Origin of the sequence: Streptomyces sp. (assembly GCF_035644915.1) — a bacterium.
Classification (GTDB): Bacteria; Actinomycetota; Actinomycetes; order Streptomycetales; family Streptomycetaceae; genus Streptomyces.
Genome location: NZ_DASQNP010000071.1, coordinates 100,170 through 125,538, shown reverse-complemented (window position 1 = coordinate 125,538; position 25,369 = coordinate 100,170). Strand labels below are relative to the sequence as shown.

Here is a 25,369-nt window from a genome sequence, read left to right as displayed (position 1 = left end):
TCAGGCGGGGTCGCGCTCCTCCGCCCGGTCCCGCGCCGGGTGGGTGACGCGGATCTTGGACTGGCCGTGCGGGAGACGCTCCCAGTCGTCCATGAAGCGCGCTTCGAGACCGTGGCGGGCCGCGAGACCGGTCAGCGTCTCGGTGCGGTAGTAGAAGTCCTCGCGCAGCACGTGGTGCTCGCGGCCCTCGGTGCGGTCGAAGGTGAAGTCGAAGAAGCCGCCCGGCGCGAGGATGCGCCCCACGTTCTCCAGGCACTGGTCGATGACGTGCAGCGGCGAGTGGGAGAAGACGCTGTGCGCGTGGACGACCGTGAAGTACCCCTCGGGCAGGAAGTCGAAGGTCAGGTTGTCGGCGATGGTCAGGTACGGCAGCTTGTGCTGGAGGCCGTAGCGCACGACGGTCCGCTTGGCCTCGATGAGGATGTCGGGCGAGATGTCGATGCCGTAGTAGTGGCCGGGCTCCAGGTGGTCGATGAACAGCCGGCCCGCCCGCAGGTTGCCGCAGCCGATCTCCAGCATCCGGTCCTCCGGCCGCAGCCCGTGCCCGACCAGGTAGTCGAACTGGAGCTGCCCGATCGCCAGCCAGCGCTCGGTCGACGGCCTGCCGCCGACGGCCGCCTCCGGGCTGCGGGCGGCGTCGGAGGCCATCACGGCCCGGTAGTACGCGATGTGGTCGCGGTGCCTCGCCCGCAGCCAGGCGTCCCGGGCGGCCCGGCGCAGGTGGGCGGGCACCTTCTCGGGGTGTCCGATCGCGTAGCGCACCTTGTGGGCGAGGCTGGCCCGGTTCCGGGAGAGCCTGGACTCGGAGCGCCTGGTGTCGGAAGAGGTCTCGGCCCCCATGGGCATCTCCGCAGTGCTCGAATGGTCGTTCGCATGGCCGTTCACGTGGTCTTCCGGGTGACGGCCGGTGGCGCCAAGTATGGGCGGGCCCGCCGCGCGGCGCACGTCCACCGCTCCGAACGGGTGACGGGCGTTGGGCCGTCCGGGGGCGGCCCGCCCCGCACGTCCCGAGTCCCGCCCCCCGCACGGGGGCCGTCGCGGCCCGTCCGCGGCCCGGCCCCCGGGGCCCGCCCGCCCTCCTGGAGCGGCTGAGGGCGGCGGAACGGGAGGGGCCGCCGACGGGGCGGGCGAGACGGACGTGGCCCGTCCCGGCCCGCCACCGGGGTGCCCGGTGGCGGGCCGGGGCCGTCCGTGGCCGGTTTCCGCACTTGGCGGCCCCCTGCCGCCGCCCCACCATCGGATGCGGTACTCCACCTCCGACCCCCGGAAGGAAGCGGCGCATGGATCTGCGACTCGGCGGCAGACGGGCCCTGGTGACCGGAGCCAGCAGCGGGCTCGGTGCGGAGATCGCCAGGGTGCTGGCCGCCGAGGGCGCCTCCGTCGTCGTCCACGGGCGCGACGAGGCCAGGACCGAGGCGGTGGCCGGGTCCATCCGCGACAGCGGCGGCGACGCCACCACCGCGATCGGCGACCTGGCCACGGACGCCGGCGCCGACGCGGTCCGGGCCGCGGTCGCCGGGAGCGGGGCCCCCGTCGACATCCTCGTCAACAACGCCGGCACCTACGACGTGACGGTGGGGTGGGACACCGCCCCGCCCGAGGCGTGGGCCGAGGTCTACAACGTCAACGTCATCTCCGCCGTGCGCATGATCCGGCGCTTCGTCCCCGGCATGCGCGAGCGCGGCTGGGGACGGGTGATCCAGATCAGCAGCGTCGTCGGCGAGCTGCCCGCAGCGGACTATCCCCACTACGCCGCGACCAACGCGGCCCGGAACAACCTCACCAGATCCCTCGCACGCGAGCTGCGGCACTCCGGCGTGACCTCGAACGCGGTGGCGGCGGGCGGCTTCATCACCCCGCCCGTGGAGAACATGCTGCTCGACGCGGGCAGGCGGTACGGCTGGGGGGACACCCTGGAGGAGATCGAACCGAAGGCCGTCGCCGCCTTCGGCTCCAACGACGTCGGCCGCCTCGGCCGCCCCCGCGAGTGCGCCGACCTCGTGGCGTTCCTGGCCAGTCCGCACGCGGCCTACCTGACCGGCGCGGTCCTGCCGCTCGACGGCGGCGCGTAACCGCCCCGCGGACCCCGAAAACCGGTCGCACGGCCACCGCGCACCGGCTAGAACGGGCAAGATGACCGATCCCTATCCGCTCCGTCCCGTCACCGACGGCGAGTTCGGTGCCTGGGCCCGCATGATCGCCGACACCTACGGCGCCGACCGGACCGCCGAGGAGATCGCCAACCAGCGCGCCGCCACCGCACTGGACCGCACCGTCGCCGCCTTCGACGGGGACACGCCCGTGGGCGGCGCGTCCGTCTACGCCCGCCTGCTGACGGTCCCGGGGGCCGTCATGCCGGTCGCGGGCGTCGCCTCCGTCGGGGTGGCCCCCACCCACCGGCGCCGCGGCATCCTCACCTCGATGATGCGCCGGCTGCTGACCGAGGTGTACGAGCGCGGCGACGAGCCGGTCGCCGCGCTGCGTCCCACCGAGGCCGCGATCTACGGCCGCTTCGGCTTCGGCCCCGCCACGCGGGGGAGCCTGCTCCGCTGCGAGCGGAGTGCCCTGCGCTTCCGCCCCGGAACGGACTTCGGCGACGGGACCGTCCGCCTGGTGGACCGCGCCCGGGCCCGCCCCCTGATAGAGGAGGTCTACGACCGGGTCCGGAGCGGCTCGGTCGGCTGGCCCGACCGGGACGACAGCCACTGGACCGTCCGCCTGTTCGACGAGCCGCACGCGCGCGAGGGCGCGACCTCGCTGCGTTTCGCCGTGCACCGGGAGCCGGACGGCCGGGCCACCGGCTACGTCCTCTACCGGCACAAGGCGGCATGGGACGCGGCGGGCGGCAGCGCCAGCGCCGTTCGGGTCGAGGAGCTGGCGGCGCTCTCGCTCCCGGCGTACGCCGCGCTGTGGCGCTTCCTGGCGGGGATCGACCTGGTGCCGTGGATCGAGTACGAGGGCGCGGTGGACGAGCCGCTGCCGCACCTGCTGGTGGAGGCGCGGGCGGTGCGCTCGACCGTGGTCGACCGGCTGTGGGTGCGGCCGGTCGACGTCGGCCGGGCCCTGGCGGGGCGCCGCTACCCGGCCCCACTGGACCTGGTCCTGGAGGTCGAGGACGACTTCTGCCCGTGGAACACCGGGCGCCACCGCCTCCGGGCCGACGGCGACGCGGTGACCTGCGAGCGCACCACGGCGCCCGCCGACCTGCGGCTGACCCCGGCCGAGCTGGGCGCGGCCTTCCTGGGCGGTACGACGCTGGCGTCCCTGGCGGCCGCGGGCCTGGTCCGGGAGCTGCGGCCGGGCGCGCTGGCCCGCGCCACGCGCGCCTTCCGCGGCGACCGGGAGCCCTTCTACCCCGGGGGCTGGGCGTTCCCCCTGTACTGAGCCCCGTGCCCCCGCCGTCCGGCCCCTTCGCGGCGGCGGGAGGCGGGGCTAGGCTCCTGGCAGGACGGCGCCGGCGGCATTCGACGGCATCGGCGCCACGGACGAGGGGGCCGCCCGATGGGCGCAACGGTCACGGCAGTCAGCAGCAACGGCACGTACTCGTTCACCAAGCCGAACCGGGACGGCATCACGCTGCTCGCCGGGCTCGGGGTGGAAGGGGACGTCCACGCCGGGGTGACGGTCAGGCACCGCTCGCGCGTCGCCAAGGACCCCACCCAGCCGAACCTGCGTCAGGTGCACCTGATGCACCAGGAGTTGTTCGACGAGGTCGGCGAGGCGGGGTTCGACGTGCGGCCGGGGCAGCTCGGCGAGAACATCACCACCCGCGGCATCGACCTGCTCGGCCTGCCCACGGGCACGCTGCTGCGCATCGGCGACGAGGCGGTCGTGGAACTCACCGGGCTGCGCAACCCCTGCCTGCAGATCGAGAACTTCCGGCCGGGCCTGCTGAAGCAGGTCGTCGGCCGCGACGGGGACGGCAACGTCGTCCGCAAGGCCGGGGTGATGAGCGTCGTGAGGACCGGCGGCGTGGTGCGCCCCGGCGACCCGATCGAGGTCGAACTGCCGGACGGACCGCACCGGCCCCTGGAGCGGGTCTGACCCTCCGCCGCGGCCCCGGGGGACCGGGCCCGCCGCCGGGCCGCCGTCAGGCGGTGGCGGCGGTCTTGCCCCGGCGCACGGTGGTGGCGATGGTGGCCGAGCCGACGACGCGGGTGCCGTCGTAGAGGACGATCGCCTGGCCCGGGGCGACGCCGCGGACCGGCTCGGTGAACGTGACGCGCAGTTCGTCGCCCACCAGCTCCGCCGTCACCTCGGTCTCGCCGCCGTGGGCGCGGAGCTGGGCGGTGTAGGTGCCCGGTCCGGTGGGCGGGGTGCCGCACCAGCGGGGGCGGATGCCGGTGAGGGCGACCACGTCCAGGGAGGAGGCGGGGCCGACGGTGACGGTGTTGTCCACCGGGGAGATGTCCAGGACGTAGCGCGGCTTGCCGTCGGGGGCGGGGTGGCCGATGCGCAGCCCCTTGCGCTGGCCGACGGTGAAGCCGTACGCGCCGGAGTGGGTGCCGAGCCGGTTGCCGTCCTCGTCCACGATGTCGCCCTCGGCGGTGCCCAGGTGCCGGGCGAGGAAGCCCTGGGTGTCGCCGTCGGCGATGAAGCAGATGTCGTGGCTGTCGGGCTTGCGGGCCACGGCCAGGCCGCGGCGCTCGGCCTCGGCGCGGATCTCCTCCTTGGTGGTGGGGGTGTCGCCGAGGGGGAACATGGCGTGGGCGAGCTGCCGCTCGTCGAGCACGCCGAGGACGTAGCTCTGGTCCTTGGCGGCGTCGGCGGCGCGGTGCAGCTCGCGGGTGCCGTCCTCGCGGACCACGATGGTGGCGTAGTGGCCGGTGCACACCGCGTCGAAGCCCAGGGCCAGGGCCTTGTCCAGCAGCGCCGCGAACTTGATCTTCTCGTTGCAGCGCAGGCACGGGTTGGGGGTGCGGCCCGCCTCGTACTCGGCGATGAAGTCCTCCACCACGTCGCGGCGGAAGCGGTCGGCGAGGTCCCACACGTAGAAGGGGATGCCGATGACGTCGGCGGCGCGGCGGGCGTCGCGGGAGTCCTCGATGGTGCAGCAGCCGCGGGCGCCGGTGCGGAAGGACTGCGGGTTCGCCGACAGGGCGAGGTGGACGCCGGTGACGTCGTGCCCCGCTTCCACCGCGCGGGCGGCGGCGACGGCGGAGTCGACGCCGCCGGACATGGCGGCGAGGACGCGGAGGCGGGGCGCGGGGTTCGGCGCGTGCGGCGTGTCAGTCATAGCGCTCCCAGGGTACGGCGCCGCGTGCGGTGGGGCACGGGCGGTCTCCGCGGCCCGGCCGCCGGGGCCGGCGGAACCGCGGGGGCTCCCCCGCGCGTTGTGCGACGCGTGAGCGAAAGAGAAGCCCACAGAAGGGCCCCGGGGGGCCGGGCGGGAAGCCGTACGGGCCGGCCGGTGGTCAGCCGCCGCGCCCTGCTGATCGGCGGTACGGCGGTGGGACTGGGCGCGATCGGCTACACGGCCCGCGACGAGGCGTCCCGGCTGTGGTGGCGGGCGCCGGGTGTGGACCGGCCGCGCACCGAGGGCGAGGTGGACCATCCGGGCGCGGAGTGGATACCGGCCTCCGGGGCGAACTGGCGGCGGGCCGACCGGCCGTACGACTACACCATCGACCGGGTGGTGATCCACGTCATCCAGGGCAGCTACCCGGTGGCCGTGAAGGTCTTCCAGGACCCCTCCCACCGCGCCGCCGCCCACTACGTGGTGCGCACCTCCGACGGGCACGTGGCGCAGATGGTCCGGGAGCTGGACGTGGCGTACCACGCGGGCAACCGCGCGTACAACGAGCGCAGCATCGGCATCGAGCACGAGGGCTACGTGGAGCGCGCCGGGACCATCACCGACGCCACCTACCGGGCGTCGGCCGCGCTGACCGCCGGGATATGCGACCGGTACGGCATCCCGAAGGACCGCGAGCACATCGTGGGCCACCACGAGGTCCCCGGCACCGACCACACCGATCCCGGCCCGTACTGGGACTGGGACCGCTACCTGCGCATGGTGCGCGCCGTGTGACGTCCGCGGGGGCCGTCCGCCGGGCGGGCCCGGGCGACTCGGCCCGGCTCGGCTCGGCCCGGCTCAGCTCAGTCCGGCGCCGCGGGCCCGCTCCACGGCAGGTCCGATGGCCGCCGCCACCGCGTCCACGTCGTCCTTGGTGGAGGTGTGGCCGAGCGAGAAGCGCAGGGTGCCCCGGGCCAGGTCCGGGTCGGTGCCCGTGGCCAGCAGCACGTGGCTGGGCTGGGCGACCCCGGCCGTGCAGGCCGAGCCCGTGGAGCACTCGATGCCCTGGGCGTCCAGGAGCAGCAGCAGCGAGTCGCCCTCGCAGCCGGGGAAGGAGAAGTGCGCGTTGGCGGGCAGGCGTCCGGCCGGGTCGGGGTCGCCGCCCAGGACGGCGTCCGGCACCGCCTCGCGCACGGCCGCGACCAGGGCGTCCCGCAGCGCGCCGATCTCCCGGGCGAACTCCTCGCGCCGCTCGGTGGCCAGCCTCGCGGCGACCGCGAAGGCGGCGACGGCGGGGACGTCGAGGGTGCCGGAGCGCACGTCGCGCTCCTGGCCGCCGCCGTGCAGCAGCGGGGTGGGGGTCCACTGCCGGCCCAGCAGCAGCGCCCCGATGCCGTACGGGCCGCCGATCTTGTGGCCGCTCACCGTCATCGCGGCCACTCCCGAGGCCGCGAAGTCCACCGGGACCTGGCCGACGGCCTGGACCGCGTCCGCGTGCAGGGGGACGCCGAACCCGTTCGCCACGGCGGCGAGGGCGGCGACGGGCTGGACGGTGCCGATCTCGTTGTTCGCCCACATCACGGTGGCCAGCGCCACGTCGCCGGGGTCGCGTTCGATCGCCTCGCGCAGCGCCTCGGGGTGCACCCGTCCGTGGCCGTCGACGGGCAGCCACTCGACGCGGGCGCCCTCGTGGTCGGCGAGCCAGTGGACGGCGTCGAGCACCGCGTGGTGCTCGACGGGGCTGGCCAGGACGCGCACGCGGGCGGGGTCGGCCGCGCGCCGGGCCCAGTACAGGCCCTTGACGGCGAGGTTGTCGGCCTCGGTGCCGCCGGAGGTGAAGACCACCTCGCTCGGCCGCGCCCCCAGCGCCGCGGCGAGCGCCTCGCGGGCCTCCTCCACGGTGCGCCGGGCCCGCCGCCCCGCCGCGTGGAGGGAGGAGGCGTTGCCGGTGAGGCCGAGGTGGGCGGTCATCGCCTGCACCGCCTCCGGGAACATGGGGGTGGTGGCGGCGTGGTCGAGGTAGGCCATGGTTCCCCGATTCTACGAGCCGCTGCGGGGGGCACGAGAGCGAGGACCGGCCAGGTCGGCCGGTCCTCGCCCTTGTGCGCCCCTCATCCGGGAGGGACGAGCCCGCGGCGTCCGCTCACGCGGTGCCGTTCTCGGCCTGGAACATCCAGTGGTGCTTCTCCAGGTCGCCGGTGAGCTGGATGAAGATGTCCTCGGTCACCGGGTCGACCGGGCCGGTCGCCGACATGCGCTCGCGCATCCGGTTCACCACGGCGGCCAGGGCCCCCACCAGGACCTGGACGGCGTCGTCGTCCTTGTGCCAGCCGCTGTTCACGCTGGTGATGCCGGTGCCCGCGGCGACGGTGGCGGCGCGGCCGTCGGGGGCCAGGCCCAGGGCCGAGGCGCGCTCGGCGACGGTGTCGGTGTAGGTGCGCGCGGTCTCCACGACCTCGTCGAGCTGGAGGTGGATGGAGCGGAAACGCGGCCCGACCACGGTCCAGTGGACCTGCTTGGCCACCAGCGACAGGTCGATCAGGTCGACCAGCGCGCCCTGGAGCGCCTCGCCGACGATCTTGAGGTCCTGATCGGGCAGTGTGCTCTTCACGGCGTACATCCGTTGACCACCTTCGCTTCTCTTGCTGCGGTTGTGCTATTTGCCCTGTTTGTCCCTTTCCAGGCTACCCGTGAGGTGTCCCCCCACTCCCGTGCGCCCGCATCCTCCCCGGGAGGTCCGGGGAGGGGCGTCGGCGACGTCGTACGTGTGCCCGGCCGCGCCCGGCGCATGCGGCGGGCGCGGGACGCGGGCGGCGGGCGCGGATCAGCCCAGCGGGGCGCGGGCGAGCTGGCGGGACTGGGCGACCAGGCGGTCCTGGCCGTCCCAGACCTCCGCGTCCTCCTCCAGGAAGCCGCCGGCCAGGTTGCGGGTGGTGACCGACACCCGCAGCGGGCCCGGGGCCGGGCGGCAGCGGACGTGGACGGTCAGCTCCACGGTGGGGACCCAGCCGGACAGGCCCAGTTCGAACGCGGTGGGCGGCAGGGCGTCCACGGCCAGCAGCAGGGCGAGCGGATCGGGGTCGCGGCCGTCGGCGAGGCCGAACCAGGCGCGCATCTCACCCCGTCCGCCGGGCGCGCCCACCGCCCAGCCGGCGGTGGCCGGGTCCAGGCGCAGGTCGAGTTGGCGGGTGATCGGCGGGACGGCCGCCGGGTCCATGCCGTCCTCGGCCCCGAGGCAGTGCTCGTACGGCGGCAGTTGCGGCGGCTTGGCGCTGGTGCGGACGTCGTCGGGCAGCGCGGCCAGGTCGCCGTAGGAGGCCAGGACGCGGATGCGCTCGACCTCCCGCCCCTCCTCGTCCCGTTGGAGGAGGGAGGCGGTGCCGGTGGACAGGGTGCGGCCGGTGCGGACGGTGGAGGTGCGCACGGTCGCCGGGCCGGGCCGGGAGGCGGTGAGGTAGTGCGCGGTGATGGTGAAGGGATCGGGGTGCGGCAGGGTGTCGCCGAGGGCGCGGCCGAGCAGGGCGAGGAGGTAGCCGCCGTTGACGGCGTGCCCGATGGTCCACTCGGCGGAGAGCTCGGCGTCGAAGACGCCCTCCCCCCGCGGGATGACGGCCGTGTCGCGGTCGAACGCGCTGGCACCGATGGTTGCCTCGGTCATGGGAGTACACCGTACAGGCTTTTGTTACTGGCGGGTAGCCAGGGCTCGGCCCCCCGTTCGCTCACGCCTCCTCGGCGCTCTGGCTGCGGCGGCGCCAGGCCCGCGGCGCGCGCCAGCCGTAGCGCAGGGCCAGCAGCCTCAGGACGAAGGCGAGGGCGGCGGCCAGCCCGCTGGTCACCGCGGTGAGCTGCTCGGCCCGGATCAGCAGCACCACCGCCGTCGCCCCGACGACGGCCGGGACGGCGTAGATCTCGCGGTCCCAGCGCAGCAGGGAGGGCACCTCGTTGGCCAGCACGTCGCGCAGTACGCCACCGCCCGCGGCCGTGGCCAGCCCCATGGCGACCGAGGCGGTCAGGCCGAGCCCGTACTCGTACGCCTTGACGGTGCCGGTGACGCAGAACAGGCCCAGGCCCGCCGCGTCGAAGACCATCACCGCCCGGTTGATCCGCTCCACCTGCGGGTGGAGGAAGAACACCAGCGCCGTGGCGGCCAGCGGGGTCAGCAGGTAGCCCAGGTCGGTGAGGGCCGCCGGGGGCACGGCCCCGATCAGCAGGTCCCGCAGCAGTCCGCCGCCCAGCGCGGTGACCCCGGCGAGCACCGTCATGCCGACGACGTCGAAGTTCTTGCGGACGGCGAGCAGGGCGCCGGAGATCGCGAAGACGAAGATCCCGGCCAGGTCGAGCCAGTGCTGGACGGTAGAGCTGAACAGATCCACGCCCCGGTTGTAGCAGGCGCGGATGTGGCGGGAGCGGTGCGGGGCACCCCCTCGCACCGCTCCCCGGACCGCTCCCCGTCCGCGCCCGGTGCCGGGCGCGGACGGGAGCGGGGAGGGCGGCGGGGTCACCCGGCCGCCGCGGGGCTCATGTCGCCGCGGCGGCCTCCGGCTCCTCCCGCCCGGAGGCCGGGGGCGGGACCACCGTGGCCGAGTTCTGCGAGGGCAGGAGCGTGCCGTCGGCGATCTGCTCCGCGTAGTGGCAGGCGACCCGGTGCCCGCCGCCCAGGTCCCGCAGCTCGGGGCGGTCGGTCGCGCAGAGCTTCTCCTGCTTCCACGGGCAGCGGGTGTGGAAGCGGCAGCCGGCCGGCGGGTCGGCCGGGGAGGGCAGGTCGCCGGTGAGCAGGATGCGCTCCCGGTGGTCCTCCACCTCCGGGTCGGGCACCGGCACGGCCGACATCAGCGCCCTGGTGTACGGGTGGCGGGGCTCGGCGTACAGCGTGTCGCTGGGCGCCTCCTCCACCAGCGAGCCCAGGTACATCACCCCGACGACGTCGGAGATGTGCCGCACCACGGCCAGGTCGTGGGCGATGACCACGTAGGTCAGGCCCATGGCCTCCTGGAGCTCCTCCAGCAGGTTGATCACCTGCGCCTGGATGGAGACGTCCAGCGCGGAGACCGGCTCGTCGCAGATGATCACGTCCGGTTCGAGCACCAGCGCCCGGGCGATCCCGATGCGCTGCCGCTGGCCGCCGGAGAACTCGTGGGGGTAGCGGGAGAGCGCGTTGGCCGGCAGGCCGACCTTCGCCAGGATCTCCCGGATCCGCTCCCGGCGCTCCTCCTGGTCCGCCCCGATGCCGTGCGCCGCCATCCCCTCGGAGAGGATCGACTCGATGTTCTGCCGGGGGTTGAGGCTGCCGAGCGGGTCCTGGAAGACCATCTGCAGCCGGCGGCGGAAGCGGCGCATCTCCTCACCCGGCAGCTTCGCCAGGTCGGTGCCGTCGAAGACGACCTCGCCGTCGGTGATGTCCACCAGCCGCAGGATCGCCCGGCCCAGCGTGGTCTTGCCGCAGCCCGACTCGCCCACCAGCCCGTACGTCTGGCCGGCCTCGACGGAGAGCGAGACCCCGTCGACGGCGTAGACGTGGCCGACCGTGCGGTCGAAGAGAATCCCCTTCCGCACCGGGAAGTGGACCTTCACACCGTTCAGTTCGAGCAGGCTCATGCTCCAGCCTCCTTGTCGGCCCCGTCGGCGTCGGTCCTGTCGGCCTTGCCGGCCCCGTCGGCCCTGCCGGCCGCGCCGACCGCCTCGGACACCTCGGCCACGTCGGGCTCCAGCGCCGTCCTGCGCAGCTCGTCCACCCCTCCGGAGAACACCGGGTTCACGCACCGCACCTGGTGCCCGGGCGTGCGCGGCTCGCCCAGCGCGGGGGCTCCCTCCAGGCACCGGAGGGTGTAGTGGTCGCACCGGGGCGCGAAGGCGCAGCCGTCGTCCCAGGCGATCGTGTCGTTGATGGACCCCCGGATCGGCTTCAGCGGCTCGCCGCGCGGCGCGTCGAGCCGGGGGATGGAGCCCAGCAGCCCGTGGGCGTACGGGTGGGTCGGCGCCGCGAACAGCTCCCGGCGCTCGGCGGACTCCACCACCTTGCCCGCGTACAGCACGTTGACCTGGTCGCACAGGCCGGCGACCACGCCCAGGTCGTGAGTGATCATCAGCAGGGCGGTGCCCTGCTGGTCCACCAGTTCCTTGAGCAGTTCCAGGATCTGCGCCTGGATGGTCACGTCCAGGGCGGTGGTCGGCTCGTCGGCGATGAGCAGGCGCGGCGCACAGGCCACCGCCATCGCGATCAGCGCCCGCTGCCGCATGCCGCCGGAGAGCTGGTGCGGGTACTCCTTCAGCCGCCGGGTGGGGTCCGGGATGCCCACCCGGTCCAGCAGGCCGGCGGCCTCCTTCCGGGCGGCCTCGCCCTTCAGCCCCCGGTGCCGGGCCAGGATCTCGGTGACCTGGACCCCGATGGGCACCACCGGGTTCAACGAGGACAGCGGGTCCTGGAAGATCATCGCGAGCTGGGAGCCGCGCAGGTCGCGCATCTTCCCCGGGCTCAGGGACAGCAGGTCGGTGCCGTCGAACCCGGCCCGGCCGCCGACCGTCACCCCCCGCCTGGGCAGCAGTCCCATCAGGGCCAGCGAGGTGACGCTCTTGCCACAGCCCGACTCCCCGACCAGGCCCACCACCTGACCCTGGTCGACGTCGAAGGACACTCCCGACACGGCCTTCACGTCGCGCCGGCCGCGACCGGTGAAGGTGACGGTCAGTTCGTCCACGGAAAGCAGGGCCATGTGATCAACTCCGCAGTTTCGGGTCGAGGGCTTCCCGCATCGCCTCGCCCAGCAGGGTGAAGCCGAGGGCGGTGATGATGATGCCCAGCGCGGGGTAGACCGCGAGCATCGGTGCGCTGTCGAAGAAGCGCTGCGCCTGGGCCAGCATGACCCCCCACTCCGGAACGGCGGCGTCCGGGTTCCCCAGGCCGAGGTAGGACAGCGCGGCGGCCTCGATGATGGCGGTGGCCAGGCTCAGCGTCGCCTGGACGATCACCGGGCTCAGCGAGTTGGGCAGGACGTGCCCCAGCGCGATGCGCCGCTTGCGTACGCCCAGCGCCTGGGCGGCCAGCACGTAGTCCGCGCCGCCCTGCGCGAGCATCGCGCCGCGCAGCAGCCGGGCGAACACGGGGATCTGCACCACCCCGACCGCGATCATCACGGTGGTCAGGGACTGGCCCAGGATCGCCGCGACGGACACGGCCAGCAGCAGCGAGGGCAGCGCCAGCATGATGTCGATGACGCGCATCACGACGGTGTCGATCCGGCGTCCGGTCCTGCCGCCCAGGACCAGGGCGGCCCCGGAGGCCCCGCCGATCAGCGCGCCCGCGGTGAAGCCCAGCAGCGTGGCGACGATGCCGACCAGCAGCGTCTGCCGCGCCCCCACCAGCATCCGGGAGAACTCGTCGCGGCCCAGGTGGTCCAGGCCCAGCCAGTTCTCGGCGCGGGGGCCGACGAAGATGTTCTGGTTGGAGAAGACCTCGCCGCGCCAGGTCTGCGCGGTGGGGCTGTACGGGGCGACCCACGGGCCGACGATCGCGACCACCACGAACACACCGATGATGGCCGCGCCGATGACGGCCATCTTGCTGGCCCGCAGCCGACGCCAGGCCTCGACCCACAGGCTGGCGCCCGCGGAGGTCTCGGTGGCGGCGGTGAGCTCCGCGAGCCGGTCGATCTTGTCGGTCTTGGTGCTCATCAATGCACCCGCACTCTCGGATCGATGAGGCTGTAGGCCAGGTCAACCAGCAGGTTGATGACGACGTAGGCCGCCGCGATGAACATGATGAAGCCCACCAGGACCGGGTAGTCGCGTTCGTCGATGGCGGTCTTGATGAACGAGCCGATGCCGCCGAAGGCGAAGACCGACTCGGTGAGCACGGCTCCCGACAGCAGGCCGCCGGTGAGCAGGCCGATGGCGGTGACCACCGGCAGCAGCGCGTTGCGCAGCACGTGGCGGCCGCGCACCACCGCCCGGCTCAGGCCCTTGGACTCGGCGGTGCGCACGTAGTCCTCGCCGAGCACCTCCAGCACGCTGGCCCGGGTCATGCGGGTGATGATGGCCAGCGGGATCGACGACAGCGCCAGCGCGGGCAGCACCAGGTGCGTGATCGCGTCCCAGGAGGCGTCGAACTCGCCGGTGAGGATGCCGTCCAGGACGTAGAAGCCGGTGACCTCGGTGGCGTCGATGCCGGTGGTCTGCCGGCCGAAGCTGGGGAACCAGCCGAGCTGGACGGCGAAGACCGCCTTGAGGATGAAGGCCAGGAAGAAGACCGGGATGCAGATGCCCACCAGGGATCCGGACACCGCGGTCACGTCCAGCCAGCTCCCGCGCCGGCGGGCGGCGAAGTAGCCCAGCGGGACGCCGACGGCGATGGCGATGATCATGGCCGAGATGCCCAGTTCCACCGTGGCGGGGAACCGCCGGGCGAACTCGTCCCACACCGGCTGACCGGTCTGGGTCGAGACGCCCAGGTCCAGTTGGAAGAGCCGCTTCATGAAGCGGCCGTACTGGACCCACACCGGCTGGTCCAGCCCGAGGGCGGCCTCGATGCGCGCCTTGTCGGCCGCGGTGGCCCGTTCTCCGAGCATGGCCGCGGCGGGTCCGCCGGGCAGTCGGTTCAGCCAGATGAACAGCAGAATCGACAGGCCCAGCAGGGTGGGTATGAGCTGCAGCAGTCTTCGTGCGACGAGACGCAACACCCCGCGATGCCCCTTTCCTTGGTTTCCTCTGGTGCTCATAGCCAGGTCCGCCCGGCCACGGGGATGCGGTGGCCGGGCGGACCTGCGCGATCATGCGTTTACTTGAAGGAGACCTCGGCGAAGTTCTCCTGCGTCAGCGGGGAGACCTTCGGCGGGTTGACGTCCTTGGCGAACGCGATGGACGGCGGGGAGGAGGAGATCGGGACACCCGGCAGGTAGTCCATGATGACCTCGTTGGCCTTCTTGTACAGCTCCACCCGCTTGGTGGCGTCCGGCTCGGACTCGGCGGCCTTCATGGCGTCGAAGACCTTGTCGTCGCGGAAGCCCCACTGCTTGTCGTAGCCGCCGAACCAGGTGCCGATGAAGTTGTAGGCGTCGTTGAAGTCACCGGTCCAGCCCAGCATGTGCAGGGCGCACGAGCCGTTCTCGGTGGCGTCCAGGTAGTCCGGGGCCCACTTCATCGGCTTGGGGTTGACCTTGATGCCGGCCTTCTCCAGGTCGGCCTTCATCAGCTCGAACATGTCCGCCGGAGCGGGCATGTAAGGACGCGTCACCTCGGTCGGGTAGCAGAAGTCGAGCTTGAGGTTCGCCGCACCGGCCTTCTTCAGCAGGCTCTTGGCCCTGGCCGTGTCGAACGGGTAGGTGGCGACGTCGTCCGAATAGCCGTCCACGGTGTCCGGCACGAACTGCGTGGCCGCCTTGCCGCCCTCCGGGAGCTGCGTCTTGACGATGTTCTCCCGGTCGATCGCGTGCGCGATGGCCCGGCGGACCTCCTTCTTCTTCAGGGCCTTGTTCGCCTCCTGCGTGAAGCCCAGGTAGAAGATGTTGAACACGCCGCGGACCGGGACCTGGAAGCCCTCCTTCTCCAGGGTCTTCACGTCCGAGGGCGCGACCAGGTCGTAGCCGTGGATGTTGCCCGCCTGCAGCGCCTGGCGGCGCGCGGACTCGTCGGCGATGGTGCGGAAGACCAGCTTGTCCACCTTGGCCTTCTCGCCCCAGTAGTCGTCGAAGCGCTCAAGGGTGACTTCCTTGTTGCCCTTGTCCCACTCGACGATCCTGAACGGGCCGGTGCCGGCGACCGTGCCGGCCTCCTGGCTGTACTTGGGGTAGGTGATGGCGTCTTCCTCGCCGGTCGCCTCCTGCTTCTCGTAGGCGGCTATCGCCTTCGGCGAGTGGATGGCGAGCGCCTGGAGGGAGAAGCCGCCCGGCAGGTTGGCGGAGGGCTCGTGCACCTCGATGACGGCGGTCAGCTCGTCCTCGGCGGTGCAGCTCTTGTAGTTCGCCTTGGGGGTCTCCTTGCTCTCGTTCTTGGCGAAGCCCCCGAAGATGGTCTGCCAGTAGTAGGAGACCGCGCTGTTCTGGTAGGTGCCCTTCCAGTTGAACCAGTGGTCGTAGTTCTTGCACACCGCCTCGGCGGTCAGCTTCTCGCCGTCGTGGAACTTCACGCCCTTGCGGAGCTTGAAGGTCCACGCGGTGCCCGCCTCGTTGCTCTCCCACGACTCGGCGAGGCCGCCGACCAGCTTGGTGCCGCCCGGCTCGTGCTCGATCAGCGCCTCGAACGCCTGGCGGGTGACCCGGAACGTCTCACCGTCGCTCGCCAGCGCCGGGTCCAGGGAGCCCGGGTCGCCCGCGGCGCCGAAGACGAAGGTGTCTCCCCCTCCGTCGTCCTTGCCTCGTTCACTGGCGCATCCAGTGGCGATCACACCAACCGCGAGGGTGGCCGCGATCGTCTGGACGACCCTGGAACCGGTTCTTCGCATGTTCCACCTCAGGGGTCGGTGACGGTCAGACTGCATGGTCGCCCGAACAGTACTGCGCCCAACCAACCGTGGGAACTGTCCGCATGTCGGTGATATAGACCTGAGACCGTACCGCTGAACGGCGATATCGCAGGACATTTGACGGCAACTCAGATGAAATCCCCGGGCGGCGGCGAACGCCGGTCACCGGGCCCGGCCGGGCCCGGCGGCAAGGGGCGGGAAGCGCGTCAGTAGGGGCGGGGGTAGCCGTATCCGTGCCCGGGGGTGGTCACCGGGGCCGCTCCGCCGTGGGCGTCGCGGTCGAAGAAGGGACGGGCGTTGGCCCGCAGCCACATGGCGACCGGGTCGTACTCGTCCGACATCGCGACCGTGGAGACCGCCAGCCCGTCCGGCACGGCGGCGACGCACTGCTGCATCATCGACCGCACCGACTCCACGGCCGGCGGCCCGCTGTCGTACAGGTCGAGCCCGATCACCAGGTACGGCGCCCCCAGCGCGGGCTGCACCCAGGCGCGGCGCAGGGTCCGCACGGCGGGCGTGCGGTGGGCGTTCTGCACGAGCTGGGCGTAGAAGTGCGGAACCTGCACGGTCGGTTCGCTGATGCGCAGCGGCCCGGCGGGCAGCCGGTCCAGCCCGCCGGCGATCCGGCGCAGGTCGAGCCAGGGCACCCCGACGCCGCCGCCCGGCGCGTGCGGGTTGAGCCACAGCCCCCAGCGGTCGGGGAAGAGGGCGGCGGCGACCTCCCGGCCGCCGACCACCTCGTGCCCCCTGGTCCAGCCGGAGGCCGCCAGCTCCCGCTCGGAGGTCACGCACGGGGCGTAGCCGTGCCCGGCGACCTCCATGTTCCCGTACTGGGCGTCGGGGGAACCGGCCCGGCCGTGCCAGAGCAGCATCCACAACCGGCCCTCGGCGAGGGCGTGCAGCAGCGCTTCGTAGGTGTCGTACCGCCCGGGCGCCACCTGGTGCAGCAGCTGCTCAACGCTTCCACCCGCGCTCACGTGGGCCGCCCCTTCTCGACTTCGGTCTCCTGCACCGGGCCGCGCGCGCGTCCCGCCCCGACATCCAACCAGCTTACGGTCCGTGTCCGACAGCGACCGGCTACTCAGGGCCCCGCCGCGCGGGTACTCAGAAGGCCGGGTCCGGCGGCGGGTTCACCGCCGGACCCGGGGCGGATCCGGCACCGCCCCGGCACCGCCTCAGTACGGCCGGTCCTCGCGCGTGTAGAAGGGGCGCACGCACTGCCGCATCCAGTCCACGACCGGGTCCTGCGCCGCGTCCAGCAGCACCATCTGCACCGGCCACCGCACCGGCTCCCGGCCCAGCGCCCGGCCCAGGGCGTCGTGCGCCGCCGCCCGTGACTCCGGGTCCAGCAGGTCCAGCTCCACGCCGACGAACAGCGCGGGCGGATCGCCCTCGATGCTGGCCAGGCCGCGGCGCGCGGTGCGCACCGGGGGCAGCACCGCGAACTCCCCGGCCGCCGCGGCCAGGAAGTCCACCGGCTCCTCCTGCCAGTCCGGCTCGAAGAGCCGGACCCGGGCGCCGGTCGCCATGCCCGGCACCCCAGCGGCGCCGCCCTCGCGGCACAGCTCGGCCACGGCGGCCGGGGGCAGCGGGGCGCCCACGGTGCCCTCGGGGTTGATCACGATGCCGACCTGCGGCGGCAGGCCGCGGGCGAACTCGCGGGCGGGCGCGATGGCGAAGGGCAGGTGCGAGCCGGCGCACTGCAGGAACTGCTGCTCGGAGCTGAAGACGGGGACGTACGGCGCCCCGTCGAGCTGTACGGTCGGCAGGTCGAGGTTCGGGCTGTCCGGTCCGCCGCCCTCGGGCAGCGGCACCCACAGGCTGCTGCGTCCGAGCACCTCCAGCAGCCGGGGGCCCGCCCCGGGGACGCCGACCGAGGCGGCGAGGGTCTCCTCCAGCTCGTTGCCGGGCCAGCCGCCGCCGTGCCCCGGTCCGTACTGGTGCGGGATGGTCATGCGAAAACCCTATCCGCAACCCGGCGGACGGCGGTCCTTCCCGTCCTCCACCGCCCCGCCCCCGTCTCCGCCCCCGTCCCCGCCCCGGGCGCTATCCGAAGACGATCCCGCGCAGCGCCCCGGCCGCCGTACGGTCCAGCAGCACCGCCGAGACGCAGCCCCGGGGCAGCCGGCCCGCCTCCACGTCCGCCACCAGGCGTCCCACCGCACGCCGGTGCCGGGCGAACGCGTACGCCGACACCCCGCGCCCCCGCTGCGCCTGCCCGCTCAGCGCCACCTGCGGCGGCACGTCCAGCAGCACCATGTGCAGGGCCCGCCCGCGCCGCCGCGCGTCCCGGGCCAGCCAGCGGCGCACCCAGCTCTGGGTGCCGCAGTCGTGCACCACCACGCCGGCGCCCGAGGCCAGGGCCCGCCACAGCGCGAGGTAGTGCGCGATCCGGACCAGGGGGCGGTAGACGCCGTACGGCAGCCAGGCGGGCAGCCGCCGCTCCCAGCGCTCCCGCATGTCCTGGGAGTCGATCCGGATCACCGTCTCGTGGGCGGCCACCACGCGCCGGATCAGGGTGGACTTGCCGCTGCCGGGCAGCCCGGAGACGACCACCCGGTCCCCCGCCCGGAAGCGCAGGACCCGCACGGCCGCGGTCCCGCGCAGATCGCGTCCGCCGGACCGCGCGGACACGGGCGTCTGCCGGGGCACCGCCCCGCTCTGTGCCGCACAGGCACTCTCCAGGCTGCTCACTGCTGTGCCTCCCCGCTCCGGCCACGCGCCCGCGGCATCACCCAGAGCGTGTCAAGAAGGATGACGGCGGACAAGGCGACTACCCGCGGTGAATTCCCCGACACCTTTTCCACCGATGCACATCCGGCCTGACCACAGGCGTGCGGGGCGTGCGATGATGAGCGCGCCAACTGCATACCGGCCGCTCGAGTCCGCGCGGGAGAGTTCCCGGCAGTCGCAGGTCAGGGCGGGTGCCGGGGCGCCGAAGGAGCAAGTCCTCCCTTGAATCTCTCAGGCCCCGATACCGCGTGGACGAGGCAGATCTGAAAAGCGGGCGCCCGCGGGGCGCCCCACCCAAGGTGCAAGCCGTGGTCCGCCCGCGCGGACCGGTGGCGAACCTCTCAGGTTCCGATGACAGATGGGGAGGACACCCTCTGTGTCTGTCCTGTCCGTCCGCCGGGCCCGTCCACGGGACCTCGCACCTCGCCTGGGAGCCAAGCCATGAGTGATTCCCCCCGACGCACCCCCCTCGACGCCGTGCACCGCGCCCTCGGCGCGACCATGACGGACTTCGCGGGCTGGGAGATGCCGCTGCGCTACGGCAGCGAGCGCGACGAGCACAACGCCGTGCGCACCCGCGCCGGACTGTTCGACCTGAGCCACATGGGCGAGATCACCGTCACCGGCCCGCAGGCCGGCGAGCTGCTGGACCACGCCCTGGTCGGCCACCTGTCCGCCGTCCCCGCGGGCCGGGCCCGCTACACCATGATCTGCGGCGAGGACGGCGGCATCCTCGACGACCTGATCGTCTACCGGCTGGAGACGGAGCGGTACCTGGTCGTCGCCAACGCCGCCAACGCCCAGGTGGTCCTGGACGCCCTCACCGAACGGAGCGGCGGCTTCGACGCGGCCGTGCGGGACGACCGCGACGCCTACGCCCTGCTCGCCGTCCAGGGGCCCGCGTCCCCCGGCGTCCTGGCCGAGGTCACCGACGCCGACCTGGACGGGCTGAAGTACTACGCCGGGCTGCCCGGCACGGTCGCGGGCGTGCCCGCGCTGATCGCCCGCACCGGCTACACCGGCGAGGACGGCTTCGAGCTGTTCGTCTCCCCCGGCGACGCGGAGACCCTGTGGCGCGCGCTGACCGAGGCCGGCACGGAGGCGGGCCTGGTGCCGTGCGGGCTGTCCTGCCGCGACACGCTCCGGCTGGAGGCGGGCATGCCGCTGTACGGGCACGAGCTGACCCGCGGCACCACCCCCTTCGACGCCGGGCTGGGCCGCGTGGTGAAGTTCGACAAGCCCGGCGACTTCGTCGGCCGCAAGGCCCTGGAGGACGCCGCCCGCCGGGCGGCGGAGAACCCGCCGCGCACGCTGGTCGGCCTCGTCGCCCGGGGCCGCCGGGTGCCGCGCGCCGGGTACGCGGTGGTCGCCGACGGCGCGGTGATCGGCGAGGTCACCTCCGGCGCCCCCTCCCCCACCCTCGGCAAGCCGATCGCGATGGCGTACGTGGACGCCGCCCACGCGGCCCCGGGCGGCGAGGGCGTGTCGGTGGACATCCGCGGCACCCACGAGCCCTGCGAGGTCGTCGCGCTGCCGTTCTACCGGCGCGGGCGCTGACGCCCCCGGACGGCCGGGGCCGTACCGTGGCCTGACGGCCCCGGCCGTCCCACAAGGCAAGACCCGTTTCCCACATCTCACCCCTGACCAGGAGAATCACGTCATGAGCAACCCCCAGCAGCTGCGCTACAGCAAGGAGCACGAGTGGGTGTCGGCCGCCGAGGACGGCGTCGCGACGGTGGGCATCACCGAGCACGCGGCGGGCGCGCTCGGTGACGTCGTCTACGTCCAGCTCCCCGAGGTCGGCGCCACGGTGACCGCGGGCGAGCCCTGCGGCGAGCTGGAGTCGACGAAGTCGGTCAGCGACCTGTACGCGCCCGTCTCCGGCGAGGTCACCGAGGTCAACCAGAACGTGGTGGACGACCCGGCGCTGGTGAACTCCGCCCCCTTCGAGGACGGCTGGCTGTTCAAGGTGAGGGTGACGGAGGAGCCGGACGACCTGCTCTCCGCCGACGAGTACACCGCCTTCACCGGCGAGTGACCCCGTCCGGCACCCTTCCCGCCCGCACGCCGTCCGCAGCCCAGCACACCACGATCGGAAAGATCCGATGTCGCTACTGAACAGTTCCCTGCACGAGGTCGATCCCGACGTCGCCGCCGCCGTCGACGCCGAGCTGCGCCGCCAGCAGTCCACCCTGGAGATGATCGCGTCGGAGAACTTCGCTCCGGTCGCCGCCCTCCAGGCCCAGGGCTCGGTCCTCACCAACAAGTACGCCGAGGGCTACCCCGGCCGCCGCTACTACGGCGGCTGCGAGAACGTCGACGTGATCGAGGACATCGCCCGGGAGCGGGTGAAGGCCCTCTTCGGCGCCGAGGCCGCCAACGTCCAGCCGCACTCCGGCGCCCAGGCCAACGCCGCGGCGATGTTCGCCCTGCTCGACCCGGGCGACACCATCATGGGCCTGGACCTGGCCCACGGCGGCCACCTCACCCACGGCATGAGGATCAACTTCTCCGGCAAGCTCTACGACGTGGTCGCCTACCACGTCGACGCCTCCACCGGCCTGGTGGACATGGAGGAGGTCGAGCGGCTGGCGAAGGAGCACCGTCCGCGGCTGATCATCGCGGGCTGGTCGGCGTACCCGCGGCAGCTCGACTTCGCCGCCTTCCGCCGGATCGCCGACGAGGTGGGCGCGCTGCTGATGGTGGACATGGCGCACTTCGCCGGGCTGGTCGCCGCCGGGCTCCACCCCAACCCGGTGCCGTACGCGGACGTGGTCACCACCACGACCCACAAGACGCTCGGCGGCCCGCGCGGCGGGGTGATCCTGTCGAAGCAGGAGTACGCCAAGAAGATCAACTCCGCGGTCTTCCCGGGCCAGCAGGGCGGCCCGCTGGAGCACGTCATCGCGGCGAAGGCGGTGGCGTTCAAGATCGCGGCGACGGAGGAGTTCAAGGACCGCCAGCGCCGCACCCTGGAGGGCGCGAAGATCCTCGCCGAGCGGCTGACGCAGCCGGACGCGGCCGAGGCGGGCGTGGCCGTCCTCTCCGGCGGCACCGACGTCCACCTGGTCCTGGTCGACCTGCGGGAGAGCGAGCTGGACGGGCGGCAGGCCGAGGACCGCCTCCACGAGGTCGGCATCACCGTCAACCGCAACGCCATCCCGAACGACCCCCGCCCGCCCATGGTCACCTCGGGCCTGCGGATCGGCACCCCGGCGCTGGCCACTCGCGGCTTCGGCGCCGAGGACTTCCGCGAGGTCGCGGACGTCATCGCCGAGGCGCTCAAGCCGTCGTTCGACAAGGACAAGGCCGAGGCGCTGTCCGCCCGGGTGACGGCCCTGGCCGGCAAGCACCCGCTGTACCCGGGCCTGTAGACCCCCGGCATCCGCGGCACCCGCCGGGTGCGCCGCCCGACCGGCGGCGCACCCGGCCCGCCACACCCGGCGAACCGCACCCGCACACCCGCGGGACACCCTCTCGTCCACCCCACGAGCACATCCACGAGCAGACAAGGGAGTCCGCCGCCGTGGCCATCTCCGTCTTCGACCTCTTCTCCATCGGCATCGGTCCGTCCAGCTCCCACACGGTGGGCCCGATGCGGGCGGCCAGGATGTTCGCGCGCCGACTGCGGAAGGAGGGCGTGCTGACCAGGACCGTCTCGCTGCGGGCCGAGCTGTACGGCTCCCTGGGCGCCACCGGCCACGGCCACGGCACGCCCAAGGCGGTGGTGCTGGGCCTCGCGGGCCACTCGCCCCGCACGGTCGACGTCGAGAGGGCGGACGAGGAGGTCGAACGCGTCCGCCGGTCGGGCCGGCTGTGCCTGCTGGAGGCCGAGCCGCAGGAGGCCGGCGGCGGCCACGAGATCGCCTTCGACCTCTCCTCGGACCTGGTGCTGCACCGCCGCCGCTCGCTGCCGTACCACGCCAACGGCATGACCCTGGCCGCGTACGACGACGGCGGCGCCCCGCTGCTGGAGAAGACGTACTACTCGGTCGGCGGCGGCTTCGTGGTGGACGAGGACGCGGTCGGCTCGGACCGCATCAAGCCCGACGACACCGTGCTGAAGTACCCCTTCCGCACCGGCGACGAACTGCTGCGGACCACCCGCGAGACGGGCCTGTCGGTCTCGGCGCTGATGCTGGAGAACGAGAAGGCGTGGCGCACCGAGGAGGAGATCCGCGCGGGCCTGCTGGAGATCTGGCGGGTGATGCGCGAGTGCGTGGCCCGCGGTCTGTCCAGGGAGGGCATCCTGCCCGGCGGGCTGAAGGTCCGCCGCCGCGCGGCCACCTCGGCCCGCCAGCTCCGCGCCGAGGGCGACCCGGCGGCGCACGCCATGGAGTGGGTGACGCTCTACGCGATGGCGGTCAACGAGGAGAACGCCGCGGGCGGCCGCGTCGTGACCGCCCCCACCAACGGCGCGGCGGGCATCATCCCGGCCGTCCTGCACTACGCGATGGAGTTCGTCCCCGGCACCGACGACGACACGGTGGTGCGCTTCCTGCTGGCCGCGGGCGCCATCGGCCTGCTGTTCAAGGAGAACGCCTCCATCTCCGGCGCCGAGGTCGGCTGCCAGGGCGAGGTCGGCTCCGCCTGCTCCATGGCCGCCGGCGGCCTCGCCGAGATCCTGGGCGGCACCCCCGAGCAGGTCGAGAACGCCGCCGAGATCGGCATCGAGCACAACCTGGGGCTGACCTGCGACCCGGTGGGCGGCCTGGTCCAGATCCCCTGCATCGAGCGCAACGGCATGGCGGCGGTCAAGGCGGTCACCGCCGCCCGGATGTCCCTGCGCGGCGACGGCCGCCACCACGTCTCCCTGGACAAGGCCATCAAGACGATGAAGGAGACGGGCGCGGACATGAAGGTCAAGTACAAGGAGACCGCCCGCGGCGGGCTGGCGGTGAACGTCATCGAGTGCTGAGGCCGGCGCGCGCCCGCGTCCGTACGCACCGGCCGCCCCCGGGCCGTCACGCGATCTCACCCGCACAAGTGGCCGGGTGCACCGGATCGGGTGGCGGCCCGGCCGCGGCGATCCGGCCGCGGCGGTACGGGTCAGTGGGGGCCGCGGCGCGGGGCCGGTGGCCTGCCGACGGCCGGCTCCTCCTGCCGCACCGCCCACAGGGACCGGACGCGGTCCAGGTGGCGGCGCATGTGCTCCTCGGCCCGCTCCGCCTCGCCGGCCAGCATCAGGTCCAGCAGGTCGAGGTGCTCGTGCGCGGACTCCACCAGCACGCGCGTGCCGCCCAGGCCGCTGAGCCCGTGGAGCCGGGAGCGTCTGCGCAGGTCGCCCACCGTCTCGACGAGGCGGGGGTTGCCCGCCAGGGAGAGCAGGTCCAGGTGGAAGCGGTGGTCCGCCTCCAGGTAGCGGGCCAGGTTCCCGGCGCGGGCGGCGGCCACGGTCTCCTCGGCGGCCGGCCGCAGCGCCCGGAGCTGTTCGGGGGCGACCGTCCGGGTCACCCGGCCGACGGTCGGGGCCTCTATCAGGATGCGGAGCTCGGTGAAGTCGTCCAGGTCGCGCTCGGTCGTCTCCAGGACGCGGAACCCCTTGTTCCGTACCGTCTCGACCAGGCCCTCGCGCGCCAGGTCCAGCATGGCCTCGCGGACGGGGGTGGCGGAGACGCCGTACTCGGCGGCGAGGGAGGGGGCGGAGTAGACGACCCCGGGGCGCAGCTCACCCGCGATCAGCGCGGCGCGGAGGGCGTCCGCCACCTGGTCGCGCAGGGGCTCGTGGGGCGAGACGGGTCTGCGGGGACCGGAGTCGCTCATGGAGTCCTCCCGTGGCTGCCGGCCACAGCGTACGGTGCCGGGACGGGAGCTGCCGAAGCCCCTTCGGCGCCGGTCCGCCGCCCCGCGCGGTGCTTCCCGGGCTCGGCGCCGGCCCCCGCGCGGAGGGCGGGGCGGAGCCGTACGGCGCTCCGGCGGCCGTCCGCGGGCCGTCCGCCGCGGAAGGGGCCGGGTGCCCGTAAGGGACGGGGCGACTCGCTGAGCACGTCGGTGCCTGCCATGGACGATCCTTCATACCGGGACGGCGCTTCCTGCCGTGATCGTAACCACCCGCACGCTAAACGCCTGTTCGAGGGCGGGTTCCGGCCCCGGGCCGGACGGCACCGGCCCGCGGTCCGGACCCGTTCCCGCCCCGGGCCGTCCGGGCGCCGGGGGAACGCCGGGAGACGCCGGGGGAACGGGGTCAGCGGCGGGGTTTGGTCTCGTAGCGGGGACCGAGGTCGGGGCTTCCGGTGTCCTGGACCTCGGTGGCCAGCTTGTGGACGGTGACCAGGTCGTGCAGCAGCACCCTGGTCCGCTCCTGCGGCAGTCCCGCGGCGCGGGAGACGTCCTGGAGGTGGACGGCGCCGTCGGGGCGCTTCTCCTCCTCGGTGGCGAGGGCGCGGAAGACCCGCTCGTGCTCCTCGCCGTACGGCGGTGCGCCGCGCCCGCGGAACGTGCGGTCCGGCTCCGCGGCCGGCCCGGCTCCGGTGTCCGGCGTGGACCGCGCCCCCTGCTTGCCCCGGTCCCGGGTGCCCAGCCTCTCCTCGTGCGTCAGCGACGACCGGCCGGTGAGGTGGGTCCGCTGCTTGGAGGCGCCGGTGGTCTCGCCCCGCGCGCTGGGCTCCTGCCCGGCCCGCTCGGCCTCCCGCGCCGCCGCGCGCTTCCGGTCCTCGTCGCCCTCGGTCTTCTTGCGCACCATGGGAGGTCCTCCTTCCGGTCTTCCCTCTCGTCCTCTTCCTTCTCCTCCTCGGCTTCTGCTCCTCGGTTTCCGCTCCTGCGGTCCGGCCGTGCGCGGCCATGGCCTCAGCGGTCCGGCTCGTCCTTGCCGGCCGGGAAGCCGACGTCCTCCGGCGTGCCGAGGATCTCTCGTACGTCCGTGTGAGCCATGCCGGGCGGGTGCCCCGCGCCCACGGGCGGAAACCGCGGGCCGGAACGGCGGACGGCGGCGGGCGCGGAACGCGGCG

The 25,369-nt window shown here is 73.7% G+C and carries 24 protein-coding genes and 1 riboswitch; of the genes, 8 read left to right on the top strand and 16 right to left on the bottom strand.

The features are described from left to right. Positions 1 to 840, bottom strand: coding sequence for a class I SAM-dependent methyltransferase (locus tag VE546_RS08375; RefSeq protein ID WP_324920218.1), 840 nt, complete (start codon positions 838 to 840; stop codon positions 1 to 3). A 440-nt stretch (positions 841 to 1,280) separates the two neighbouring features. Between VE546_RS08375 and VE546_RS08370 the strand changes: the two genes are divergently transcribed. The 3 genes from VE546_RS08370 (at position 1,281) to VE546_RS08360 (ending at position 4,044) form a co-directional block, all read left to right on the top strand. Next, entirely contained in the window at positions 1,281 to 2,072 is a 792-nt protein-coding gene (locus tag VE546_RS08370; RefSeq protein ID WP_324920216.1) for an SDR family oxidoreductase, read from the top strand. A 61-nt stretch (positions 2,073 to 2,133) separates the two neighbouring features. Beyond that, entirely contained in the window at positions 2,134 to 3,384 is a 1,251-nt protein-coding gene (locus VE546_RS08365) for a GNAT family N-acetyltransferase (protein ID WP_324920214.1), read from the top strand. A 117-nt stretch (positions 3,385 to 3,501) separates the two neighbouring features. Next, the gene (locus VE546_RS08360; protein ID WP_324920211.1) at positions 3,502 to 4,044 is read left to right on the top strand and encodes an MOSC domain-containing protein; all 543 of its coding nucleotides are present in this window, start codon (positions 3,502 to 3,504) and stop codon (positions 4,042 to 4,044) included. Between the two features lie 46 nt (positions 4,045 to 4,090). Here the strand turns inward: VE546_RS08360 and mnmA are convergent, their stop codons facing one another. Continuing rightward, positions 4,091 to 5,236 carry a tRNA 2-thiouridine(34) synthase MnmA gene (gene mnmA / locus VE546_RS08355; protein ID WP_324920209.1) on the bottom strand — a complete coding sequence of 382 codons (1,146 nt, stop codon included), beginning with the start codon at positions 5,234 to 5,236 and terminating at the stop codon, positions 4,091 to 4,093. Positions 5,237 to 5,410: 174 nt separating this feature from the next. On the opposite strand from mnmA, the gene VE546_RS08350 reads away from it, so the two are divergent. Beyond that, complete coding sequence (locus VE546_RS08350) at positions 5,411 to 6,031, top strand: N-acetylmuramoyl-L-alanine amidase (protein ID WP_324920207.1); 621 nt, start codon at positions 5,411 to 5,413, stop codon at positions 6,029 to 6,031. A gap of 63 nt (positions 6,032 to 6,094) precedes the next feature. On the opposite strand, the gene VE546_RS08345 is transcribed toward VE546_RS08350, so the two are convergent. From VE546_RS08345 to VE546_RS08290, 12 genes are all read right to left on the bottom strand, one after another. Beyond that, a complete protein-coding gene (locus VE546_RS08345) occupies positions 6,095 to 7,264 on the bottom strand; it encodes a cysteine desulfurase family protein (RefSeq protein ID WP_324920205.1) in 1,170 nt (389 codons plus the stop codon). A 115-nt stretch (positions 7,265 to 7,379) separates the two neighbouring features. Next, positions 7,380 to 7,856 carry a DNA starvation/stationary phase protection protein gene (locus VE546_RS08340; RefSeq protein ID WP_324920203.1) on the bottom strand — a complete coding sequence of 159 codons (477 nt, stop codon included), beginning with the start codon at positions 7,854 to 7,856 and terminating at the stop codon, positions 7,380 to 7,382. Between the two features lie 204 nt (positions 7,857 to 8,060). Then, positions 8,061 to 8,894, bottom strand: coding sequence for a thioesterase family protein (locus tag VE546_RS08335; protein WP_324920201.1), 834 nt, complete (start codon positions 8,892 to 8,894; stop codon positions 8,061 to 8,063). 61 nt (positions 8,895 to 8,955) lie between these two features. Next, positions 8,956 to 9,609 (bottom strand): trimeric intracellular cation channel family protein, encoded by a 654-nt coding sequence (locus VE546_RS08330; protein ID WP_324920199.1) that lies wholly within the window; start codon positions 9,607 to 9,609, stop codon positions 8,956 to 8,958. 145 nt (positions 9,610 to 9,754) lie between these two features. Beyond that, complete coding sequence (locus VE546_RS08325) at positions 9,755 to 10,831, bottom strand: oligopeptide/dipeptide ABC transporter ATP-binding protein (RefSeq protein ID WP_324920197.1); 1,077 nt, start codon at positions 10,829 to 10,831, stop codon at positions 9,755 to 9,757. After that, the gene (locus VE546_RS08320) at positions 10,828 to 11,946 is read right to left on the bottom strand and encodes an ABC transporter ATP-binding protein (protein WP_324920195.1); all 1,119 of its coding nucleotides are present in this window, start codon (positions 11,944 to 11,946) and stop codon (positions 10,828 to 10,830) included. The genes VE546_RS08325 and VE546_RS08320 overlap by 4 nt, the downstream gene beginning before the upstream one ends. A gap of 4 nt (positions 11,947 to 11,950) precedes the next feature. After that, positions 11,951 to 12,904, bottom strand: a complete 954-nt coding sequence (locus tag VE546_RS08315) for an ABC transporter permease (protein ID WP_324920193.1) — start codon at positions 12,902 to 12,904, stop codon at positions 11,951 to 11,953. Continuing rightward, a complete protein-coding gene (locus tag VE546_RS08310; RefSeq protein WP_324920191.1) occupies positions 12,904 to 13,908 on the bottom strand; it encodes an ABC transporter permease in 1,005 nt (334 codons plus the stop codon). The genes VE546_RS08315 and VE546_RS08310 overlap by 1 nt, the downstream gene beginning before the upstream one ends. A gap of 98 nt (positions 13,909 to 14,006) precedes the next feature. Then, on the bottom strand, positions 14,007 to 15,668 hold the full coding sequence (locus tag VE546_RS08305; RefSeq protein WP_324920189.1) for an ABC transporter substrate-binding protein: 1,662 nt from the start codon (positions 15,666 to 15,668) through the stop codon (positions 14,007 to 14,009). Positions 15,669 to 15,895: 227 nt separating this feature from the next. Continuing rightward, positions 15,896 to 16,666, bottom strand: a complete 771-nt coding sequence (locus tag VE546_RS08300) for an enhanced serine sensitivity protein SseB C-terminal domain-containing protein (RefSeq protein WP_324920187.1) — start codon at positions 16,664 to 16,666, stop codon at positions 15,896 to 15,898. A gap of 198 nt (positions 16,667 to 16,864) precedes the next feature. After that, positions 16,865 to 17,644 carry an enhanced serine sensitivity protein SseB gene (locus tag VE546_RS08295; RefSeq protein ID WP_324920185.1) on the bottom strand — a complete coding sequence of 260 codons (780 nt, stop codon included), beginning with the start codon at positions 17,642 to 17,644 and terminating at the stop codon, positions 16,865 to 16,867. A gap of 91 nt (positions 17,645 to 17,735) precedes the next feature. After that, on the bottom strand, positions 17,736 to 18,383 hold the full coding sequence (locus VE546_RS08290) for an AAA family ATPase (RefSeq protein ID WP_414720426.1): 648 nt from the start codon (positions 18,381 to 18,383) through the stop codon (positions 17,736 to 17,738). 186 nt (positions 18,384 to 18,569) lie between these two features. Next, positions 18,570 to 18,679, top strand: a riboswitch (glycine riboswitch). Between the two features lie 184 nt (positions 18,680 to 18,863). Between VE546_RS08290 and gcvT the strand changes: the two genes are divergently transcribed. The 4 genes from gcvT (at position 18,864) to VE546_RS08270 (ending at position 23,340) form a co-directional block, all read left to right on the top strand. Beyond that, complete coding sequence (gcvT, locus tag VE546_RS08285) at positions 18,864 to 19,979, top strand: glycine cleavage system aminomethyltransferase GcvT (RefSeq protein ID WP_324920183.1); 1,116 nt, start codon at positions 18,864 to 18,866, stop codon at positions 19,977 to 19,979. A gap of 103 nt (positions 19,980 to 20,082) precedes the next feature. Further along, positions 20,083 to 20,460, top strand: coding sequence for a glycine cleavage system protein GcvH (gene gcvH / locus VE546_RS08280; protein ID WP_324920181.1), 378 nt, complete (start codon positions 20,083 to 20,085; stop codon positions 20,458 to 20,460). Between the two features lie 67 nt (positions 20,461 to 20,527). Further along, a complete protein-coding gene (glyA, locus tag VE546_RS08275) occupies positions 20,528 to 21,796 on the top strand; it encodes a serine hydroxymethyltransferase (protein ID WP_324920179.1) in 1,269 nt (422 codons plus the stop codon). Between the two features lie 152 nt (positions 21,797 to 21,948). Further along, a complete protein-coding gene (locus tag VE546_RS08270) occupies positions 21,949 to 23,340 on the top strand; it encodes an L-serine ammonia-lyase (RefSeq protein ID WP_324920177.1) in 1,392 nt (463 codons plus the stop codon). A gap of 131 nt (positions 23,341 to 23,471) precedes the next feature. Here VE546_RS08270 and VE546_RS08265 read toward each other — a convergent pair whose 3' ends face one another. Next, on the bottom strand, positions 23,472 to 24,185 hold the full coding sequence (locus tag VE546_RS08265; RefSeq protein ID WP_324920175.1) for a GntR family transcriptional regulator: 714 nt from the start codon (positions 24,183 to 24,185) through the stop codon (positions 23,472 to 23,474). Positions 24,186 to 24,606: 421 nt separating this feature from the next. Further along, entirely contained in the window at positions 24,607 to 25,104 is a 498-nt protein-coding gene (locus tag VE546_RS08260; RefSeq protein ID WP_324920173.1) for a hypothetical protein, read from the bottom strand. Between the last annotated feature and the right edge of the window lie 265 nt (positions 25,105 to 25,369).

Coding starts and splice junctions, on each gene's coding strand:
- VE546_RS08320 (WP_324920195.1), bottom strand. CDS start 11,946: ATGGCCCTGCTTTCCGTGGACGAACTGACCGTCACCTTCACCGGTCGC.
- VE546_RS08260 (WP_324920173.1), bottom strand. CDS start 25,104: ATGGTGCGCAAGAAGACCGAGGGCGACGAGGACCGGAAGCGCGCGGCG.
- VE546_RS08360 (WP_324920211.1), top strand. CDS start 3,502: ATGGGCGCAACGGTCACGGCAGTCAGCAGCAACGGCACGTACTCGTTC.
- VE546_RS08305 (WP_324920189.1), bottom strand. CDS start 15,668: ATGCGAAGAACCGGTTCCAGGGTCGTCCAGACGATCGCGGCCACCCTC.
- gcvH (WP_324920181.1), top strand. CDS start 20,083: ATGAGCAACCCCCAGCAGCTGCGCTACAGCAAGGAGCACGAGTGGGTG.
- VE546_RS08315 (WP_324920193.1), bottom strand. CDS start 12,904: ATGAGCACCAAGACCGACAAGATCGACCGGCTCGCGGAGCTCACCGCC.
- VE546_RS08345 (WP_324920205.1), bottom strand. CDS start 7,264: ATGGCCTACCTCGACCACGCCGCCACCACCCCCATGTTCCCGGAGGCG.
- mnmA (WP_324920209.1), bottom strand. CDS start 5,236: ATGACTGACACGCCGCACGCGCCGAACCCCGCGCCCCGCCTCCGCGTC.
- VE546_RS08370 (WP_324920216.1), top strand. CDS start 1,281: ATGGATCTGCGACTCGGCGGCAGACGGGCCCTGGTGACCGGAGCCAGC.
- VE546_RS08335 (WP_324920201.1), bottom strand. CDS start 8,894: ATGACCGAGGCAACCATCGGTGCCAGCGCGTTCGACCGCGACACGGCC.
- VE546_RS08295 (WP_324920185.1), bottom strand. CDS start 17,644: ATGACCATCCCGCACCAGTACGGACCGGGGCACGGCGGCGGCTGGCCC.
- VE546_RS08340 (WP_324920203.1), bottom strand. CDS start 7,856: ATGTACGCCGTGAAGAGCACACTGCCCGATCAGGACCTCAAGATCGTC.
- VE546_RS08325 (WP_324920197.1), bottom strand. CDS start 10,831: ATGAGCCTGCTCGAACTGAACGGTGTGAAGGTCCACTTCCCGGTGCGG.
- gcvT (WP_324920183.1), top strand. CDS start 18,864: ATGAGTGATTCCCCCCGACGCACCCCCCTCGACGCCGTGCACCGCGCC.
- VE546_RS08375 (WP_324920218.1), bottom strand. CDS start 840: ATGGGGGCCGAGACCTCTTCCGACACCAGGCGCTCCGAGTCCAGGCTC.
- VE546_RS08265 (WP_324920175.1), bottom strand. CDS start 24,185: ATGAGCGACTCCGGTCCCCGCAGACCCGTCTCGCCCCACGAGCCCCTG.
- VE546_RS08365 (WP_324920214.1), top strand. CDS start 2,134: ATGACCGATCCCTATCCGCTCCGTCCCGTCACCGACGGCGAGTTCGGT.
- glyA (WP_324920179.1), top strand. CDS start 20,528: ATGTCGCTACTGAACAGTTCCCTGCACGAGGTCGATCCCGACGTCGCC.